This window comes from Bacillus sp. PS108 (genome assembly GCF_037963335.1).
Classification (GTDB): Bacteria; Bacillota; Bacilli; order Bacillales; family Bacillaceae; genus Bacillus; species Bacillus subtilis.
Window position 1 is genome coordinate 3,909,993 of record NZ_CP150155.1, and the last position, 19,245, is coordinate 3,929,237.

A 19,245-nucleotide genomic window follows, 5' to 3' on the forward strand; every position below is an offset into this window, starting at 1 on the left:
GTCGATAGTAACTATAGAACCAATCATCAACAAGAGCAAACAGCGTGATTCAAGACTATTTTCAGGTCATCAGGTTATACTGTTTTAGAGGGACAGTTTCTTGTTATTTATTGATTTAGAATTTTTTGAATACTTTTTGGCATTTTATCCGTACAATAGAGAGTACCAAAACTTTTTTTGGGAGGTATGTAATATGATCCTATTTATTATCATCGCATTATGCGGCTATCTTCTTTTTTCTTTCAGCAAGGACAATCGCCGCAAACCGCAAAAGACAAGCCCTCTGCCAGCAGCCGCACCTCATCACAACAACCTAATCGACCTTGACGCCATCCGCCAAAAACGCCGGATGCATCTTTCCTAATTCTATATTTCAAACGAAAAGGCTGCTGAATCACGCAGCCTTTTAAAATTGTTTTGATTTAGAGCCTGAAACCTTTTCGCCACCTATCCGTAATTTCATACAAGGCAAACCCAAAGGAGACTTCAGCAATGATCGAGTTATTTATGAAACAAAAAATGTTCTCATTTAAAGATGCATTTCACATTTATGACCGGGATGAACAAGAAACATTCAAGGTGGAGGGGCGTTTTTTCTCGTTAGGAGACTCATTACAAATGACAGACTCATCTGGGAAAACGCTCGTTTCCATAGAACAAAAACTAATGTCTTTATTGCCGCGCTATGAGATTTCAATTGGCGGGAAAACAGTTTGTGAGGTAACGAAGAAAGCAACGTTTTTCAAACCGAAATTTGTGATTTCCGGGCTTAACTGGGAAATCGATGGTGATTTATGGAGGGATGAATTCCAGCTGACGGACGGGGAAAATGTCCGGATGTCAGTGAGCAAAAAGTGGCTCAGCTGGGGTGATTCCTATCACTTGCAGATTGCAAACGAGGAAGATGTTCTGATTTGCACTGCCATCGCTATCGTGCTTGATATGGTTTTATATAACGATGAAGATGAAAGTATTTTCTAAAAAGCATTGACAATTGATCCAAAAGTAATAATATTAAGATAATTGAAATCTGAATATGAAGTTGTACCTTATCAAGAGAGGTGGAGGGACTGGCCCTATGATACCCGGCAACCGCTGTTTCAAACAGAATGGTGCTAAATCCTTAAGAACATTGCGTTCTTGCAGATGAGGCGGAGATTTGATCATTCAAGCTCTTCCTTCACAAAGGAAGAGCTTTTTACATGCTCAATATTTCAGAAAAGAGGCGAATAACATGGCTCAACAAACGAATGTTGCAGGACAAAAAACAGAAAAACAACGCAAAGCACCTTTCCGCGCCGATCATGTCGGCAGTTTGCTTCGTTCCGTTCCGGTAAAGGAAGCCCGGCAAAAAAAAGCGGCTGGTGAGATGACAGCGGAACAGCTTCGTGATATCGAAAATCAAGAGATCACCCGCATCGTGGAAAAACAAAAAGAAATCGGTCTCGATGTGGTAACAGACGGGGAATTCCGGCGTTCTTGGTGGCATTATGACTTCCTGGAAGGGCTTGACGGTGTGGAACCGTTCATCCCGGCTGAGGGGATTCAGTTCCATAACACAAAAACGAAAGCGCGCAGCATCAAAGTGACGGGAAAACTCGATTTTACGAGCCACCCAGCGCTTGCTGATTATCAATTTTTACATGAGATTGCTGGTAACGCGACGCCAAAATTGACCATTCCCAGCCCAAATATGCTGTTTTTTGGCGAAAAGGCGGATAAAGGCATTTATGACGATCAAGAGAAATACTTTCATGATCTGGCCCAAGCGTACAAAAAAGCAATCAAAGCCTTCTATGATGCTGGCTGCCGTTATCTCCAGCTTGATGATACGTCATGGTCTCTCTTCTTTGAGGAAAAAGGCAGAGAGGTTGTCCGGGCGCTCGGCGGTGATCCAGAAACATTGCCAGCCATATTTGCCAAAACAATTAACGATGCCGTCGCAGACCGGCCTGACGATTTAACGATCACAATGCACATTTGCCGCGGCAACTTCCGCTCAACCTGGGCGGCATCAGGAGGGTACGACGCTGTAGCGGAAACGATTTTGGACGGCTTAAACCTTGACGGCCTTTTCTTGGAATACGATGATGACCGCTCCGGAAACTTTGATCCGCTCCGTTTTGTGAAGCGCAAGGATCTGCAAATTGTGCTCGGCTTGATCACATCGAAATACGGCGAGCTTGAAAATCCTGAGGATGTGAAACGCCGTATCAATGAAGCCGCGCGTTTTGTCAGCTTGGACCAGCTATGCCTGAGCCCGCAGTGCGGTTTCGCCTCTACAGAAGAAGGCAACCTTCTGACAGAGGAGCAGCAATGGGCAAAGCTTCGCCATGTCATCGACATTGCCAACGATGTGTGGAGATAATCTATCATTGACAGAAATAGAAAATGTGTGAATAATAGATACTATCAGAAAATTTCATAAAAAGGTTTTCCTTATCAAGAGAGGTGGAGGGACTGGCCCTGCGATACCCGGCAACCGCTGTTTAACAGAATGGTGCTAAATCCTTTAGAGCAATGATTGCTCTTGAAGATAAGGTTGAGATTGTCACGCAAGCTCTTCCTTATCCAAAGGAAGAGCTTTTTTACATTTGAATGGAAAGAAGGAATGGACAACATGTCACAACAAACAACACCCGCAGAACAAAAATCACTTCAAAGAAAAAAACCGCCGTTTCGCGCGGATCAAGTCGGAAGCCTGTTGAGATCTGAGCCCGTTAAAAAAGCGCGGCTGCAAAAAGCGGCCGGCGATATTACGGCTGAGCAGCTTCGCCAGATCGAAAACGATGAAATTATCCGCATTGTGGAAAAACAGAAGGAAACCGGCCTGAACGTCGTGACAGACGGTGAATTCCGCAGAGCATGGTGGCACTTTGATTTCCTGGAAAACTTAGATGGCGTTGAGCCGTTTACTCCTGAGCAAGGCATTCAATTCCATAACGTACAGACAAAAGCACGCGGCATTAAAGTCACAGGTGATATCGACTTTTCAACTCACCCAATGCTTGAAGATTACTCATTTCTCCATAGCATTGCCGGTGACGCGACGCCAAAGATGACGATTCCAAGTCCGAATATGCTGTTTTTCCGCGGAAAACTGGAAAAGGATGAATACAAAAACGATTATCAACTTTTCCAGCACGATGTATCCAAAGCATATAAAAAAGCGATTCAAGCGTTTTATGACAGAGGCTGCCGCTACCTCCAGCTTGATGATACAGCGTGGGCCGTTTTCTTATCAGAAAAAGGCTTAAAACAAATCGAAGCGTTCGGAACAACGCCTGACGAGCTTCGCCAGCTGTTTGCGAAATCCATTAACGACGCGATTGCAGACCGCCCGGATGACTTGACGGTAACCATGCATATTTGCCGCGGCAACTTCCAGTCCACTTGGACAGCGGAAGGCGGCTATGACGCAGCAGCCGAAACCATTTTTGACGGCTTGAATCTTGACGGACTTTTCTTAGAGTATGATGATTCACGCTCAGGCGGATTTGAGCCGCTCCGTTACGTAAAACGGTCTGATCTTCAGCTTGTTCTTGGCTTAGTGACATCTAAATTCGGTGAGCTTGAAAATCCGGATGACGTGAAACGCCGTATCGAAGAAGCGTCCCGTTATGTAAGCTTAGACCAGCTTTGCCTCAGCCCTCAATGCGGATTCGCTTCAACTGAGGAAGGCAATAAGCTGACTGAAGAACAGCAATGGGCGAAGCTCCGCCATGTGGTTGAGATCGCTAATGATGTTTGGAAATAAGCAAAGAAAAAACACACTTGATTCCCTAGCGGAGCAAGTGTGTTTTTTATGTCATTGTGCGGTGTAGCCCCCATCAAGGACGACAGCCTGCCCAGTGACGCCCTTCGCCTTCTCGCTTGCCAAAAACACGGCATAATCCGCAATTTCCTTGACGGAAAGCAGTCGCTTTTGCGGCACAAGCGGAAAAATGACTTGTTCAAGTACAGAGTCGTAAGGGACATTTCTAGTTTTCGATAGATCGCTAAGCTGATTGCGTACAAGCTGGGTATCGACATAACCCGGACAGAGCGCATTGACTGTTATGCCGTGGGGCGCGCCTTCCAGCGCCCCTACTTTTGTGAGTCCAATGACGCCGTGCTTGGCGCTATTATAAGCGGATTTCCCTGCAAAGCCCACTAATCCATTAACAGACGCAATATTAATGATTCTGCCAAACTGCTGTTTTTTCATGATCGGAAAAACATGCTTCATTGCAATAAAGGGAGCCGTCAGCATGACCTTGATCAGCTGTTCAAAGGTGTCTGTCGGAAACTCTTCAATCGGAGCGACGTGCTGAATACCGGCATTGTTCACCAGAATATCCAAGCGGCCGTATCGTTTTTGGATGACGTTTACCGTATCAGCAACTTGCGCTTCCTTTGTCACATCATACGGAATGGCCGCCGCGTCAAAGCCTTCTTCTGCAAGCTTGGAGGCTGCTTTTTCACATGCTTCCGGACGGAGGTCTGAAACGATGACGCTGGCACCTTCCCGGGCGAATTCTCTTGCCATTTCGAATCCGATTCCGCCGGCAGCCCCTGTCACCAAAGCGACTTGTTTTCTCATGTCAAACACCTTCCCATTAAGAATTGAGTACAGATTGGCTTACAGCGAAATCAGCTTCTGTTTTTTCATAAACCTCTTCAATTGTGACACCATCCTGAAGCTCCGTCAGTGTCATGCGGCCGTTCACAAAATCAAATACAGCCAAATCCGTAATCAGCCTGTGTACGACTTTCTGGCCTGTCAGCGGAAGGGAGCATGTTTTTTTCACCTTTGATTCACCATGCTTATTGACGTGCTCCATGATGACAACGATTCGTTTCGCCCCGTTGACGAGATCCATGGCGCCGCCCATCCCTTTTACCATTTTGCCCGGGATCATCCAATTGGCCAAATCCCCCTGCTCCGAAACCTCCATTCCGCCAAGAATAGCCAAATCGATATGCCCGCCTCTTATCATCGCGAATGACTCAGCGCTGTCAAAATAAGAGGCGCCCGTCACTTCAGTGATCGTTTCCTTTCCCGCATTGATCAAATCCGCGTCTTCCGTTCCTTCCAGAGGATAGGGGCCGATTCCGAGCAAGCCGTTTTCCGACTGAAGCATGACGTGAACGCCATCGGGTATCTCATTTGCGACAAGCGTCGGCATGCCAATCCCGAGATTCACATTCATGCCGTCCTTGATTTCTTGTACAGCCCGTTTGACCATTCGTTTTCTCGCTTCCTTCACTTGGCCTCACCCTTTCCCGATGCTTGCTGAACTGTTCGTTTTTCAATCCGTTTTTCTTGGCTCGCGCCAAGCACGACATGTTGTACGTAAATTCCCGGCGTATGGATGTGATCTGGATTGAGCTCTCCTGCTTCCACGATTTCTTCCGCCTCGGCAATCGTGATCTTGCCTGCCATGGCGGCAATGGGATTGAAATTTCTCGCCGTTTTCCTAAAAACCAAATTGCCCATGGTGTCCGCTTTCCACGCTTTGACAATCGCCACATCGCCGGTAATGCCTCGCTCCAGCACATAAGTCCGGCCGCCGAATGTTTTATGTTCTTTTCCCTCGGCTATGGAGGTGCCGACGCCTGTCGCCGTATAAAATCCCGGTATGCCTGCACCGCCTGCACGAATTCTCTCAGCGAGCGTTCCTTGGGGAACAAGCTCGACCTCGAGCTCTCCGCTTAAAAACTGCCGCTCAAAAATTTTATTTTCACCGACATAGGAAGCGATCATTTTCTTGATTTGCTTGTTAGCCAGAAGCAAACCAAGCCCCCAGTCATCGACTCCGCAGTTATTGCTGACAACGGTTAAATCCTTTACTCCCTGATCTCTTATAGACAAAATGAGCTGTTCAGGGATGCCGCACAGCCCAAACCCTCCCGCGATCAGCGTATCCCCATCATGAATCAGTTTCGCAGCTTCCTTGCTTGATGACAGCACTTTTCCCATATTGATGCCCCTTTCGTATTCTTCTACACTAGACCAGTCAGGCTGTAAATCGCGATCACAGCAAATACGGCAGCCGTTTTAATGAGCGTGATCGCAAAAATATCGCGATAGGATTGCCGGTGGGTCAAACCCGTCACGGCCAGAAGCGTGATAACGGCGCCATTATGCGGCAGTGTATCCATCCCGCCTGATGCCATTGAAATGACCCGATGCATCACCTCTGGCGGAATATTGTAAGCCTGAATCGCCTGTAAGTATTGTTCTGACATTGCGCTTAACGCAATGCCCATTCCTCCCGAAGCCGAGCCGGTGATTCCCGCCAGCGCAGTTGTCGTAACGGCGCCATTTACAAGCGGATCGGTAAAAGTATGTGAAATTCCGCTGCTCAGCTTATGAAACCCCGGCAGCGCGGCGATAATGCCGCCGAACCCGTACTCAGCACCCGTATTCATAGATGCCAGCAAGGCGCCGCCAATTCCTTCATTCAGCCCTTCCTTCAATTGGGCAAACACACTTCTCCAATCAAATAAAATCGTTGTGATGATGCCAATCACTAAAGCAATCTCCACCGACCAAATAGCAGCCGCGGAAGAAATATCAAGCCTGCCGAACTCCTTTAATCCTATGGAAGAAAAATCAAATCCATTCGGATACCACTTTGGCAGGTAAATGGTGAAATATTTATTCACTGCACCGACGAGAATAAGCGGGACAAAGGCAAGCGCGTGCCGAATCGGGCTTTTGTCCGGTTCAGCCGCGGACTCAATCGATTCAGGAGCAGGAGCATTCTGCGAATCAAAACCGCCATAGCCTTCGCCAGATGCCTGCGCTTTCTTCCGCCTTGATTCCAAATAGAGCATCCCAGCTGCCAGCACAATCACTGCGCCCATCAAACCCAGCCAAGGGGCGGCATAAATGTCTGTTTTGAAAAACGACGTCGGGATGACATTTTGGATTTGCGGCGTTCCCGGAAGTGCGTCCATCGTAAACGTAAAAGCCCCTAAAGCAATCGTTCCCGGGATGAGGCGTTTTGGTATGTTTGCTTCTTGGAACATGTTTTTCGCAAAAGGATATACGGCAAATACGACAACAAACAGGCTGACACCGCTGTACGTCAAGACAGCACCCATCAGCACAATGGCAAGTATCGCTCTTTTTGCCCCGACAAGCCGGACAATTGTTTTCGCGATTGATGCCGCAAGCCCGGCTATTTCAACGACCTTTCCAAAAATGGCACCGAGCAAAAACACTGGGAAATACAGCTTAATAAAACCCGCCATCTTCTCCATAAAAATTGATGAAAAAAAAGGAAGCACATGGCTTGGATCTGTCAGCAGCACCGCGAATAACGCGCAAATCGGCGCAAACAATATGACAGAAAATCCCCGATACGCCGTAAACATCAGCAAACCTAACGCCAATAGAATGATGATCAGTTCCACACACACATCCCCCGTTTCCGCGAACTAGAAAGCGTTTACAAAAACCTGTCCGCATCGGCTGTTTCCGTCCCCTTTCCATATGTACGAGAAGCGTGGGCCAACTATTCCGATTAAAAAAGGAAAGCTCCTTTTTTCGGAGCTTTCCTCTGCCATTCATTTCATTCCTATTAGGATATCAACATCAACCGTAATATCGGCTGATTTCATCTCTTTCAGCAGGCTGACTCGATCTTTCGGCGCCGACCAGGCAAGCGGCGTCATCTTGAGAAGCCAGTGAATTGCCTGCTGGTCAAGCGTTTTAACATAGCGCAGCCTGACAGGACGGCTGTGTGCTGCATTTGCTGTAAAACGCTCAACTGCTGCCGTATTGGAATACGTGCGCCTTGGTGAATCAGTATATAAAAATTGCCTTAATTCTATTAAATAGTCGCTTCGCGGCACTACTTTTATGAGCATGCCATCATTCTTCAGCAGTCTATGAAACTCTGCATAATTGGACGGCGAAAAAATAGACAGCACAACATCAAATTGGCGATCATGAAAAGGAGCATGCGCCACATCGGCAACCGCCCACATCTGATCTTTGAATGCCTTAGAAGCTTTTAAGATCCCATCCTTCGAAAGATCTATGCCGGATCCTATCGCTGCTTTCCCTGCATAATCAAACCCGCAAAGCGCATTCAAATGAGAACCCTCACCGCAACCGCTGTCCAGGATGGTGAATGCCTCATGACCAGATTTGGGATGACTGATGAGTTCTGCAATCGCATCATGGAGCGGGTCAAAAAAACCACATTCTCCAATCAGCCTGCTCCTCGCTTCAAAAAGCTCAGCACCGTAACTGGTTTTGACCGGCTTCGTCAGAAAGTTCACGTAGCCGTGCCGAGATAGATCAAATGTATGTCCTCGTTCTGTACAAATCAAGCTTTTCCCTGATGCCGCATCCATAGAAGAATCGCAGAGCGGGCATCGAAACATGCTGAAATCAACTGTTCGCTTCATGATAAAAAACACCCCATTCATTCATTTTTAGTTAAATGAAAAAGGCATAGACAAATAAACCTAGGCCTATCTCAAAAATTGGCCAGGTCTGGCAGTTTGTCTACACCTGTCATTATCTATAACGAATGAATTGGATAATCATGAAAAAAACTCCCTTTCTGCTGTATGGGTTTCCCCATTTCCATCATACAACAAATCTCCAGGAGCTAGAACCTTATAGTGAAGAAAAATCAGTACTGACATGCTGGTATCCCGCCAACATCATATCAGCATAGCAATCCAGCATGTTTTTCCTTTATTTTCTCATTTCAGAATATAAATTTTATTATTGTGAAAATAGTTAAAAAGGTTGATTTTCAAAAAGTGAAAGGATAAAATACTGCTATCATCTTAGAAAAAGACATTCTTGTATATGATCAGTAATATGGTCTGATTGTTTCTACCTAGTAACCGTAAAAAACTAGACTACAAGAAAGTTTGAATAAATTTGAACGAGTTGAAAAGGACAAGTTCTTTTCTGTTTGCTCTTATTTTTCACACTTTCTGCACTTCCAGAATTTGTGAAGGATAAGAGCTTTTTTTGTTTCCATAATAACCCTCATAGGAGTTGCTATCATGTACTTTTTACTAAACCTTGTCGGTCTCATTGTGATTATGGCAGTTGTATTCCTATGTTCTCCGCAGAAAAAGAAAATCAAGTGGCGCCCGATCATGACGTTAATTGTTCTGGAATTGCTGATTACTTGGTTTATGCTGGGAACAAAAGTCGGAAGCTGGGCTATCGGTAAAATCGGTGATTTCTTCACTTGGCTGATTGCTTGCGCCAGTGACGGTATCGCGTTTGCCTTTCCGTCAGTAATGGCGAATGAAACAGTAGACTTTTTCTTTAGTGCGCTTCTTCCAATTATCTTTATCGTCACATTCTTTGATATTTTAACGTATTTCGGCATTTTGCCTTGGCTGATTGATAAAATCGGATGGGTGATTTCAAAGGCTTCCCGCTTGCCGAAATTAGAAAGCTTTTTCTCTATTCAAATGATGTTCCTGGGAAATACCGAAGCACTTGCGGTTATTCGCCAGCAGCTAACGGTTTTAAGCAACAACCGCCTGCTCACATTCGGCTTAATGAGCATGAGCAGCATCAGCGGCTCCATTATCGGATCTTATCTGTCAATGGTGCCTGCGACATACGTGTTTACAGCCATTCCTTTGAACTGCTTAAACGCGCTGATTATCGCAAACCTGCTGAATCCTGTTCACGTGCCGGAGGATGAAGATATCATCTATACACCGCCTAAAGAAGAGAAGAAAGACTTTTTCTCTACGATTTCTAACAGTATGCTTGTCGGCATGAACATGGTTATCGTTATTTTGGCAATGGTGATCGGATATGTCGCATTAACGTCAGCAGTTAATGGCATTCTTGGCGTTTTCGTACACGGCCTGACCATCCAGACGATTTTTGCTTATCTGTTCAGTCCGTTCGCATTCCTGCTTGGACTGCCAGTGCACGATGCGATGTATGTTGCTCAGCTGATGGGCATGAAATTAGCAACGAACGAGTTTGTTGCGATGCTTGACTTGAAAAACAATCTCAAATCCCTTCCGCCTCACACCGTTGCGGTGGCGACGACATTCCTGACGTCCTTTGCAAACTTCAGTACGGTCGGCATGATTTACGGCACGTACAATTCGATCCTTGACGGAGAAAAGTCAACGGTCATCGGGAGAAACGTGTGGAAGCTCCTCGTCAGCGGAATTGCGGTATCTTTATTAAGTGCTGCGATTGTCGGCCTGTTTGTGTGGTAGAAACATTGAGCCATATCCCTTTTCGGATATGGCTCTTTTCATTATTGATAAATAGAGGCTGGCACCTGCACATCCCGGATTCCCGCTGCATAAGGCCCCAAGTCATACTGGCCGAAGACGATGGCGATTCCGTTTGCCGTAAAGTAAAACATTGTGTCTTTGTTTAGGGTTATATCCTCTTTCTTTACATCAGGGAAAAACAGCTCATCGTGTTTTTTGATATAGCTATATAGGTAATCTCTCGTTTTGCTGACTTTTGTTTTGGTGTTCAGAATCTGATCCAGCGTCACCCGCTTTTGTGCTTTCAAGTCATAGTTGAAGGACTGGACAGACGTTAAACCGTGGGCGCCCCCTGAATAGATATAATTGAGTGTTTGAATGCTGAGCTTGCCTGCCGCATTGTATTTGACGCTGAAGGATGTTTGATATTCCGTTTTAAAGCCCTGCTGTTCGCCTGCTTTTTTGTTTTTCAGATATTCCTGATACGATTGTTCAATGTAGACTTTCAGCTCTTGATTGATTTTCTTTTCAAACGCGGCATTCCCGACGTGATGCACTTGTGGATACGTTAACTCCTTGATCTTTTTGTACGTATGGGTGCTGACAGTCGGTGTTTTCGCTTGAACTGCTTTTAAAGATGGGGCCGCATATGCAACTACGGAAAAAAGCAAGACTGCAATCCCCGCGGCTTTCAGCATGTTATTCCATTTCATACAATCTCCTCCTTTGATGTCGTTGTTTATCATTCCCTTATTTAAGCAATACACACTTTTATAGACTGATTAAATCGAAAGAAGTTTCTAGGTCTAACAGCATGATTTTTCCAATAAAAAAAGAGACACAGGATGTCTCTTTTTTTACTGTTTGCGCCCAGAAATCGCTTCATGAACGGCCTGTGCCAAATCTGTATTTCCGAACATTTCTAATACCGCAATGACAGTCTGGTCCGGAATGTGCTCTGCTTCGTGTTTTGGCACGACCAGATCGTCCATGGTTTTTTTCAAGCTTTCATTCAGCTTTTGCTGCGGATACGCTTTGGCGTACAGCTCCATCGGATCAAGATCATGGTTCACGCACCACTGGGCAAACACCAAAATCATCATATTTTCATCGCGTTCGTAAGCTTCAGCGAGCTGTTTTTCGTTCATTTGTCATGCTCCTTATGAAAAGTATCTTCCTTAAAGATACAGGAGCCGATCAAATTCGTCTATCCCAATGGCGATGAGCAGAAACCGCATCGATAAATGCCTTGCTGAAAGCGGTGTAGTCAGGTTCATCTTTAGCCGTTACGATGCCTGGCCCCTCTGTTGTCCCGACAGAGGATTGAAGAAGGTCAATTCCTTCATTTGCCGCACCGATCGCCTTGTAGTGATTGTAAGCTTCTCTGATAAACGCCATCGCTTGTTTGTTGTCTTTTAACCCCGGCCCTCCTGCGGCATAGACGGCATCATACAGAACAGAATCAACCGTCAGGAACGTGCCGCTGGCCTCAAGCTGCTGTCCGCTGCCGCTTGTCATATACCCCAGATTTTGACTGATGATATCTACTGTGATTCCTTCTTGCTTTAAGGCTTCCAGCACTGTTTGCAGTTCTTTTTCATGAAATCCGTTTCCGGCGAGTACAGCGACTTTTCTTGTTGACGCGGTTTTCACTGTACGGGCTTGGCTTAACGCAGGCGAAGTAAGAATTTCTTTAGATGCTTTACGCTTCGCGGGCGCCGCCACGCCTACTCCTTTGGCGATTTCTTCTGCTAAATCTGTATCGACATTGCTGAAGACATCAACGACCTGCCGCTGTACGTCTTTGCTTTTGACCTTCCCGACCTCGAAGCAGAAAGCAGAAATGATGTGCTGTTTCTCCACAGGAGACATGCTGTTCCAGAAAAGCTTCGCCTGTGAGTAATAATCGTTGAAGCTGTCGCTTCGCTGGCGGATTTTTTTGCCCTCGACTTTTTCCTGATAGTGGACGTAGCCGCCTTCTTCAGCTGTCGCAGGCGACGGATCATTGTTTTGCAGTGAGTTTTTATGATAAGCGACAGGCCCCTTATTGATCGTCATCCGATGATAACCGTCATATTGATTGTTATGGAATGGACATACCGGCCGGTTAATCGGAAGCTCATGGAAGTTCGGACCGCCAAGACGAATCAGCTGTGTATCCGTATAAGAGAAAAGTCGCCCCTGCAATAGCGGGTCATTTGTAAAATCGATGCCCGGCACGACATTTCCCGGGTGGAATGCGACTTGTTCTGTTTCCGCAAACACATTATCCTGGTTGCGGTTCAGCGTCATTTTCCCAATGATCTTCACCGGCACAAGCTCTTCCGGCCACAGCTTAGTCGGATCAAGAATATCAAAATCAAACTTGAATTCATCTTCCTCATCAATCATCTGCACGCCGAGCTCGTATTCAACCTTGCCGCCGTTTTCAATTGTTTCCCACAGGTCACGGCGATGGAAATCCGGATCTTTCCCGGCAATTTTCTGCGCTTCATCCCATACGAGAGAATGCACGCCGAGCACCGGCTTCCAGTGAAATTTCACGAAACGTGCCTTTCCTTGTTCATTGACAAAACGGAACGTGTGAACGCCGAAGCCTTCCATCATTCTGTAGCTGCGGGGGATGCCTCTGTCAGACATCGTCCACATCACCATGTGAGCCGACTCAGGGTTATTGGCGACAAAATCCCAAAACGTATCATGGGCAGTCGCGGCCTGAGGCATTTCATTGTGTGGCTCAGGCTTAAACGCGTGAACCAAATCCGGAAATTTGATTGCGTCCTGAATGAAAAACACCGGAATGTTATTTCCCACAAGGTCATAGTTTCCTTCTTCAGTATAAAATTTTGTCGCAAAGCCTCTGGCATCCCGCACCGTGTCTGCGGAGCCTTTAGAACCCGCAACCGTAGAGAAACGGACAAATACCGGTGTCTTCACCGAAGGGTCCTGAAGAAATTTGGCCCGTGTGTACTCGGTCATTGGTTCGTAAACCTGAAAAAAGCCATGCACGCCAAATCCGCGCGCATGCACAACGCGCTCCGGAATCCTCTCATGGTCAAAGTGCGTCATTTTCTCCCGGAAGTGAAAATCCTCCATCAGCGTCGGGCCGCGAACCCCGGCTTTTAACGAATGCTCATCCTCTGACACTCGCAAGCCTTGGTTTGTCGTCATTTTCTTCCCGCTGTTATCGGCCCTGTACTGCTCAAGCTGCTCGTCCTTTGAGTGTTCATTTACACGTTTGTTTTGGTCATCACTCATGTCTGCTCCCCCTTTTTAAAACGAAACATTCTACAGCACATTTACCCGTGGCGTTCTTCATATAAACTGCTAATCCGCTCATTAGGATTTTTGGTCTACATATAAATATGCGGTCATACACATTTGAAATAAGCCTTCTTCACAGAAAGAAAGGATGGAAGCGCTTACCAAAAAAGCTGTTGAATAGGGGAGGTCATATCATGCTTGCCATACTCGGTTTTGTGATGATGATTGTCTTTATGTACCTTATTATGTCTAACCGGCTTTCCGCTCTTATTGCTTTGATTGTCGTTCCTATTGTGTTTGCCCTGATCAGCGGATTTGGCAAAGATCTCGGCGAGATGATGATTCAGGGCGTTACAGACCTCGCCCCTACCGGTATCATGCTGTTATTCGCCATCCTGTATTTCGGCATTATGATTGACTCAGGCCTGTTTGATCCTCTCATTGCCAAAATCTTATCGTTTGTCAAAGGAGATCCGTTAAAAATCGCCGTAGGCACAGCGGTTCTGACCATGACCATTTCGCTGGACGGAGATGGGACAACAACCTATATGATTACCATTGCAGCGATGCTGCCTCTCTACAAACGGCTCGGCATGAACCGTTTGGTGTTAGCCGGAATAGCGATGCTCGGTTCGGGGGTTATGAATATTATCCCGTGGGGCGGGCCGACTGCGAGGGTTTTGGCTTCCTTAAAATTGGACACGTCAGAGGTTTTCACGCCGCTGATTCCCGCTATGATCGCCGGCATTCTCTGGGTGATCGCCGTTGCTTATATCCTCGGAAAGAAAGAGCGGAAGCGGCTCGGCGTCATTTCGATTGATCACGCACCGTCTTCCGATCCGGAGGCCGCACCGCTCAAGCGCCCCGCTCTTCAATGGTTTAACCTGCTGCTGACTGTCGCTCTGATGGCCGCACTGATCACCAGCCTGCTGCCGCTCCCTGTTCTTTTTATGACTGCGTTCGCCGTCGCCTTGATGGTCAACTATCCAAATGTCAAAGAGCAGCAGAAACGAATCTCGGGGCATGCGGGTAATGCGTTAAACGTTGTCTCAATGGTGTTTGCTGCGGGCATATTCACAGGCATTCTCTCCGGCACAAAAATGGTCGATGCCATGGCGCATTCTCTCGTTTCACTCATCCCTGATGCCATGGGCCCGCACCTGCCGTTGATCACTGCGATCGTCAGCATGCCATTCACCTTTTTCATGTCGAATGACGCCTTTTACTTCGGTGTCCTTCCCATCATCGCCGAAGCCGCTTCCGCTTACGGAATAGACGCCGCTGAAATCGGAAGGGCCTCCTTGCTGGGGCAGCCTGTGCATCTGCTCAGCCCACTTGTGCCTTCCACCTATCTATTGGTAGGAATGGCAGGCGTCAGCTTTGGCGACCATCAAAAATTCACTATTAAATGGGCCGTGGGAACAACGATTGTGATGACGATTGCCGCACTTTTGATTGGGATTATTTCTTTCTAAATGTATGAGCTTGATCAGCATTGAGTGAGTACGTGATTTACAGAGGGGAGAAGATCAAATAGGATATTATGAGTGAATAGAAGATTCATGCCAACAACTTCTCATTACAATCATAAGAGCCTGCTATATTGCAGCAGGCTCTTTCACATTTTGCATTATTTTTTTGTATAGCGCACCCAGTCATAATGAGCGTATAGCGGATTTACACCATTGTAGGAGCCAAGCCATTCATCGACACCCGTGCCATTCCACAAGTTCATCATGATCTTTCCAGGTGTTGTCGGAATTTGGTTTGTTGCAGTATGTTTTAATTGCCCGTCGACATACCATTTAATAGAGTTTGGCTGCCAATCGAATGCATACGTATGATAGGCATTGGCTGCATCAAACCCGAGATCAACAATCTTCTCATGGTTTCCTGCACCATTTGTATAATAGTTAAATTGAACCTTCGTTGTGTCTTTTCCTAAAAATTCGATATCAATCTCATCCCAAGGAGTTCCATCTGTTGGACCTGTGTAAGTGAAGAACGATGAAACGATCCCTGTGTTTTTAGCTGGTTTCATTCTGACTTCATAAAGTCCATAGCCATATGTTTGAACAGAACGGTTTTCCCCGCAGTCAAACTTGTTATAAGCTGGGCTTGTTAGCGCTAAACGCATTTCACCCAATGACGTCATTGATACGTTATTAGCCCGCCACGTGCAGTTGAACATATTTCCATTCGAATAACCATCTGCTTTTTGCCAAAAACCGGAGTTATAGCCGTTAAAAGGGTCAAAAAACGATCCACCTGTTTGAGCCGAGGCAGTAGAAGTGACTGCAAACAAACTCATAAACAATCCAGTGACAAGAAGCAGCAACACTCGTTTCAGATAAGGCATATTGGCATTCCCCTTTCATCGAAAGCGTTTTCTATGTTGATCTTACATGATTCTTTTAAAAGGGAACATCGGTCAAAATAATGATAATACCGAATCTTACTTACTTGAATCCTGTAACTATCATCATCTTCCCTCTGAAAAAAATAAAAACCTAAATTACCATCAGCACAGACAGAGATGATCCGCACTCATTGTAATTTAGGTTTTGCCTGCTTTATCAGTAACAATCCTAGCATTTTCATATGTGAATGTAAGAAAAAGTGAACACAAGGAAACAAAAATGTCAGCGCTCTCATTATGCTTGTTTAACTACCCTTTCTATGTGAATGGTTAAATACAGCAGTTCGTCACTTGTGAGCTTGTGCTCATACTCCCGCTCAATGTAGGTTTGGATTTTCTTCGTGCATTCATACGCGCGATGATACTTTTCTTTCACTGTATCCAGCAAAAAATCGTCCTGGCTTTCCATGTGAGTGCCGTTAAATAGACGCTGCGCGAAAAACTTTAAGTGGGTGACGAACCGATAATAGTGAAGCGATTCTTCGTTGAATTCAATCTTAAAATGGTATTTTACAATACTCAAAATCTCTTGCATGACTTTTGTAATGTTGATGATATTGGGCATCTCTTCATTCAGCTCGGCATTTACAATATGCAGAGCAATAAAGCCTGCTTCATCCTCTGGCAGAGACACACCAGTCTTGTTTTTTACCATAACCAACGCTTCTTTGCCGATCGCAAATTCGTCTTTGTAGAGCCGTTTTGTTTCCCACAGCAAGGCGTTTTTGATATCAAGCCCTTTCTGGTTGCGCTGGATGGCAAAGTTAATATGGTCGGTCAGCGACACATAGATGCTGTCGTTGAGCTTTTTGCCGAGCTGTAATTTTGCGTAGCTGATAATCTCTTCGGATACTTCCATACACTCGATCGGTATATCATACAAAAGGGTTTTGAACTTTTCTGATACATCCTTGTTATCGAGCGTGAACACTTTCTCAATGCGGGCTTCATCGACATCATCGCCGGACTTTTTCTGAAACGCGAGCCCCCTGCCCATGACGACCAATTCTTTCCCCTGTTCATTGACCACACTGATCACATTATTGTTGATCACCTTCGCAATTTTCATGACATGTCCCTCCATTCAACTAAGAACAGACTATATCTTGATTGTACATTCTTTTTGTACTAGGTCAATATCATCAGGGAAAGACAGAAGCTGGTCAGTACAATTCACTCCGTACCTGCTGCCCGGGCTGTTTTTGAAGCAGCGCCTCCAGATGGCGTTCAAATGATGCCTTGTCAGCTTTCTGCTTTTTGACAATGCTGTTCATGATTTTGACGCTTTCGGCGCTGTATTGTGTATATTGTTTTTTCAGCTGATCCAGCTGCTGTCTTGTCTTCTTCGCGTTTTTCGGTGTGACTTGGCCGATGAGTTTGATCATATTGTCTGCGGTCTCAAAAAAAGCGGCTCTATTTTCTGTCAGCTGCTGAATTTCGATCCGGCTCATGTCTTGATTACGCGTTTTTTGAAGCAAGGCGACCGCCTCGCTGTTTTGTTTTTTGAGCGATTTGTTCTCAAGCTTAATCGATTCGAGATTCTCCTTCGCAATGTCTGCTTCTTCTTCAGTCATGCTGATTCGCACGAAGTATTCTGGATTGCCGATTCCATAATCAAATGCTTCGCTCACTTGTATCATGGAACTGAACACAATGGCCAGCTGCCTGTCGCTTGCGAGGGCTTGGAAATCCTGCTTTTTCTTGCTGCTCATCGGTTTGGCTGCGGTTTGTTTTACTGTCTTTTGATCACAGTCTGCGAACATCTGAGCCTCACCTTCACTTTCGCATGCGCTCATCACAAGAACTGTGACCAGCAGGCTTATACACAAGCCTATTCGCCTCATGCTCTGTCTCCTCTCTGCTGAATCCCTTCTGGAAAATACCATGAAATATAGTTAAATGGTACCAGATGCACCTAACCCCAGCAATAAATCAAAAGTATGATTTGAAGCGAAAAAACATAAATATTTTGTAAAAATTGACGTGCATTCCATTCTTTTCAGGCCTATTTCTCGTACAATAGAAGTATCGTTACCGGAGAGGGGCTCTGATGATGAAACGTTTTACGAAACAAGAAAACAGCTGGGTGTTATATGACTGGGCAAATTCTGCTTACTCAATTGTCGTGACCACCGCGGTATTTCCGTTATTTTATAAATCAGCAGCTGCGGAAAGCGGTGTCAGCGCCGCTCAATCGACTGCCTATTTGGGCTATACCATTGCGATTTCAACGTTTATTCTTGCGATGCTCGGCCCTATTTTAGGCACAATCGCCGACTATGAAGGGTGCAAGAAAAAGTTCTTCGGTTTCTTTGTGTCAGCCGGTGTCGCCAGCACCGCGATGCTCGCCTTTATCCCTAGTGAACATTGGCTGCTATTGTTGCTGTTTTATACGATATCGGCTATCGGTTTTTCCGGCGCCAATGTGTTTTATGATGCCTTTCTCGTGGACGTTACGCCTGAGAAGCGGATGAATCTCGTCTCGGCACGGGGTTTTGGCTTAGGATACATTGGAAGCACGATTCCATTTATCATCAGTATTGCTGTCATCCTGCTCGCACAAGCAGAGACGATTCCAGTGTCTGTATCGGCCGCAAGCCAGCTGTCCTTCTTCATAACGGCTGCCTGGTGGGGGCTGTTCACCATCCCAATGATTAAACATGTCCATCAACGCTATTACATCAAAAAAGAACCTCATATTGTCATCAACAGCTTTAAGCGGCTCGGCCAAACGATGAAACGGATCAGACAATACCGGGCACTTTTCCTCTTCTTGCTCGCTTATTTCTTTTATATCGACGGAGTCGGCACGATTATTACGATGTCGACATCCTATGGATCAGATTTAGGGATCGGCTCCTCAAGCCTTCTGATCATCCTATTTGTCACTCAGGTGGTCGCTGCACCGTTTTCGATTGTATACGGAAAACTGGCAGAACGCTTCACGGGGAAGACCATGCTGTACGTCGGGATCGTCATTTATATGATCGTTTGCGTGTATGCCTATTTTATGAAGACAACACTTGATTTCTGGATACTGGCTATGCTTGTCGCCACCTCGCAGGGCGGCATTCAAGCCCTCAGCCGTTCCTATTTCGCCAAGCTTGTGCCAAAGCGCCACGCCAATGAATTCTTTGGCTTCTACAACATTTTTGGAAAATTCGCCTCAATTATGGGGCCGCTGCTCATTGCCGTTACCGCCCAGCTGACCGGGAAATCCTCGACTGCGGTGTTCAGTCTGATCATTTTGTTTGTAATTGGTATTGTGATTCTTGCCTTTGTTCCGGAGGAGACCAGCGCCGATGTCAGCCAGCAGCAAAATGACCTGCCCCTTTAACTGGGAGCAG

The 19,245-nt window shown here is 46.0% G+C and carries 18 protein-coding genes and 3 riboswitches; of the genes, 7 read left to right on the forward strand and 11 right to left on the reverse strand.

Annotated features, from left to right (window positions below; genetic code table 11):
* The first annotated feature begins 100 nt into the window (after nucleotides 1-100).
* The 4 genes from NSQ16_RS20305 (at nucleotide 101) to NSQ16_RS20320 (ending at nucleotide 3,757) form a co-directional block, all read left to right on the forward strand.
* Nucleotides 101-364 carry a hypothetical protein gene (locus NSQ16_RS20305; protein ID WP_010886640.1) on the forward strand — a complete coding sequence of 88 codons (264 nt, stop codon included), beginning with the start codon at nucleotides 101-103 and terminating at the stop codon, nucleotides 362-364.
* Nucleotides 365-492: 128 nt separating this feature from the next.
* A complete protein-coding gene (locus NSQ16_RS20310; protein ID WP_101172284.1) occupies nucleotides 493-981 on the forward strand; it encodes an LURP-one-related/scramblase family protein in 489 nt (162 codons plus the stop codon).
* A 65-nt stretch (nucleotides 982-1,046) separates the two neighbouring features.
* A riboswitch (SAM riboswitch) is annotated at nucleotides 1,047-1,153 on the forward strand.
* 81 nt (nucleotides 1,154-1,234) lie between these two features.
* Complete coding sequence (locus NSQ16_RS20315; RefSeq protein WP_163130332.1) at nucleotides 1,235-2,368, forward strand: 5-methyltetrahydropteroyltriglutamate--homocysteine S-methyltransferase; 1,134 nt, start codon at nucleotides 1,235-1,237, stop codon at nucleotides 2,366-2,368.
* A 68-nt stretch (nucleotides 2,369-2,436) separates the two neighbouring features.
* Nucleotides 2,437-2,543: riboswitch (SAM riboswitch) on the forward strand.
* A gap of 77 nt (nucleotides 2,544-2,620) precedes the next feature.
* On the forward strand, nucleotides 2,621-3,757 hold the full coding sequence (locus NSQ16_RS20320) for a 5-methyltetrahydropteroyltriglutamate--homocysteine S-methyltransferase (protein WP_069703595.1): 1,137 nt from the start codon (nucleotides 2,621-2,623) through the stop codon (nucleotides 3,755-3,757).
* Nucleotides 3,758-3,808: 51 nt separating this feature from the next.
* Here the strand turns inward: NSQ16_RS20320 and NSQ16_RS20325 are convergent, their stop codons facing one another.
* From NSQ16_RS20325 to NSQ16_RS20345, 5 genes are all read right to left on the reverse strand, one after another.
* Complete coding sequence (locus tag NSQ16_RS20325) at nucleotides 3,809-4,582, reverse strand: 3-hydroxybutyrate dehydrogenase (protein ID WP_069703594.1); 774 nt, start codon at nucleotides 4,580-4,582, stop codon at nucleotides 3,809-3,811.
* A 16-nt stretch (nucleotides 4,583-4,598) separates the two neighbouring features.
* Nucleotides 4,599-5,249: a succinyl-CoA--3-ketoacid CoA transferase subunit B gene (locus NSQ16_RS20330; protein WP_003243049.1), complete on the reverse strand. Its 651-nt coding sequence runs from the start codon at nucleotides 5,247-5,249 to the stop codon at nucleotides 4,599-4,601.
* On the reverse strand, nucleotides 5,246-5,962 hold the full coding sequence (locus NSQ16_RS20335; protein ID WP_003227229.1) for a succinyl-CoA--3-ketoacid CoA transferase subunit A: 717 nt from the start codon (nucleotides 5,960-5,962) through the stop codon (nucleotides 5,246-5,248). The genes NSQ16_RS20330 and NSQ16_RS20335 overlap by 4 nt, the downstream gene beginning before the upstream one ends.
* Nucleotides 5,963-5,985: 23 nt before the next feature.
* Nucleotides 5,986-7,404, reverse strand: coding sequence for a GntP family permease (locus tag NSQ16_RS20340; RefSeq protein WP_069703593.1), 1,419 nt, complete (start codon nucleotides 7,402-7,404; stop codon nucleotides 5,986-5,988).
* A 153-nt stretch (nucleotides 7,405-7,557) separates the two neighbouring features.
* Complete coding sequence (locus NSQ16_RS20345; protein WP_230488722.1) at nucleotides 7,558-8,406, reverse strand: methyltransferase domain-containing protein; 849 nt, start codon at nucleotides 8,404-8,406, stop codon at nucleotides 7,558-7,560.
* A 386-nt stretch (nucleotides 8,407-8,792) separates the two neighbouring features.
* A riboswitch (purine riboswitch) is annotated at nucleotides 8,793-8,894 on the forward strand.
* A gap of 127 nt (nucleotides 8,895-9,021) precedes the next feature.
* Here NSQ16_RS20345 and NSQ16_RS20350 point away from each other — a divergent pair.
* Nucleotides 9,022-10,215: a NupC/NupG family nucleoside CNT transporter gene (locus NSQ16_RS20350; protein WP_014478419.1), complete on the forward strand. Its 1,194-nt coding sequence runs from the start codon at nucleotides 9,022-9,024 to the stop codon at nucleotides 10,213-10,215.
* Between the two features lie 41 nt (nucleotides 10,216-10,256).
* On the opposite strand, the gene NSQ16_RS20355 is transcribed toward NSQ16_RS20350, so the two are convergent.
* From NSQ16_RS20355 to NSQ16_RS20365, 3 genes are all read right to left on the reverse strand, one after another.
* Entirely contained in the window at nucleotides 10,257-10,928 is a 672-nt protein-coding gene (locus tag NSQ16_RS20355) for a DUF3298 and DUF4163 domain-containing protein (RefSeq protein ID WP_230488721.1), read from the reverse strand.
* Between the two features lie 144 nt (nucleotides 10,929-11,072).
* Nucleotides 11,073-11,363: a hypothetical protein gene (locus NSQ16_RS20360; protein ID WP_014478421.1), complete on the reverse strand. Its 291-nt coding sequence runs from the start codon at nucleotides 11,361-11,363 to the stop codon at nucleotides 11,073-11,075.
* A 49-nt stretch (nucleotides 11,364-11,412) separates the two neighbouring features.
* Nucleotides 11,413-13,473 carry a catalase gene (locus NSQ16_RS20365; RefSeq protein WP_230488720.1) on the reverse strand — a complete coding sequence of 687 codons (2,061 nt, stop codon included), beginning with the start codon at nucleotides 13,471-13,473 and terminating at the stop codon, nucleotides 11,413-11,415.
* 200 nt (nucleotides 13,474-13,673) lie between these two features.
* On the opposite strand from NSQ16_RS20365, the gene citH reads away from it, so the two are divergent.
* Nucleotides 13,674-14,954 carry a citrate transporter CitH gene (gene citH, locus NSQ16_RS20370; protein WP_339232439.1) on the forward strand — a complete coding sequence of 427 codons (1,281 nt, stop codon included), beginning with the start codon at nucleotides 13,674-13,676 and terminating at the stop codon, nucleotides 14,952-14,954.
* 155 nt (nucleotides 14,955-15,109) lie between these two features.
* Here the strand turns inward: citH and bglS are convergent, their stop codons facing one another.
* From bglS to NSQ16_RS20385, 3 genes are all read right to left on the reverse strand, one after another.
* Nucleotides 15,110-15,838: a beta-glucanase gene (gene bglS / locus NSQ16_RS20375; RefSeq protein ID WP_024571825.1), complete on the reverse strand. Its 729-nt coding sequence runs from the start codon at nucleotides 15,836-15,838 to the stop codon at nucleotides 15,110-15,112.
* A 295-nt stretch (nucleotides 15,839-16,133) separates the two neighbouring features.
* Nucleotides 16,134-16,967: a transcriptional antiterminator LicT gene (gene licT, locus NSQ16_RS20380; RefSeq protein WP_003242598.1), complete on the reverse strand. Its 834-nt coding sequence runs from the start codon at nucleotides 16,965-16,967 to the stop codon at nucleotides 16,134-16,136.
* A gap of 94 nt (nucleotides 16,968-17,061) precedes the next feature.
* Nucleotides 17,062-17,742, reverse strand: coding sequence for a hypothetical protein (locus NSQ16_RS20385; protein ID WP_046664020.1), 681 nt, complete (start codon nucleotides 17,740-17,742; stop codon nucleotides 17,062-17,064).
* Between the two features lie 206 nt (nucleotides 17,743-17,948).
* On the opposite strand from NSQ16_RS20385, the gene NSQ16_RS20390 reads away from it, so the two are divergent.
* Nucleotides 17,949-19,235, forward strand: coding sequence for an MFS transporter (locus tag NSQ16_RS20390; RefSeq protein ID WP_003227194.1), 1,287 nt, complete (start codon nucleotides 17,949-17,951; stop codon nucleotides 19,233-19,235).
* The last annotated feature ends 10 nt before the right edge of the window (nucleotides 19,236-19,245 follow it).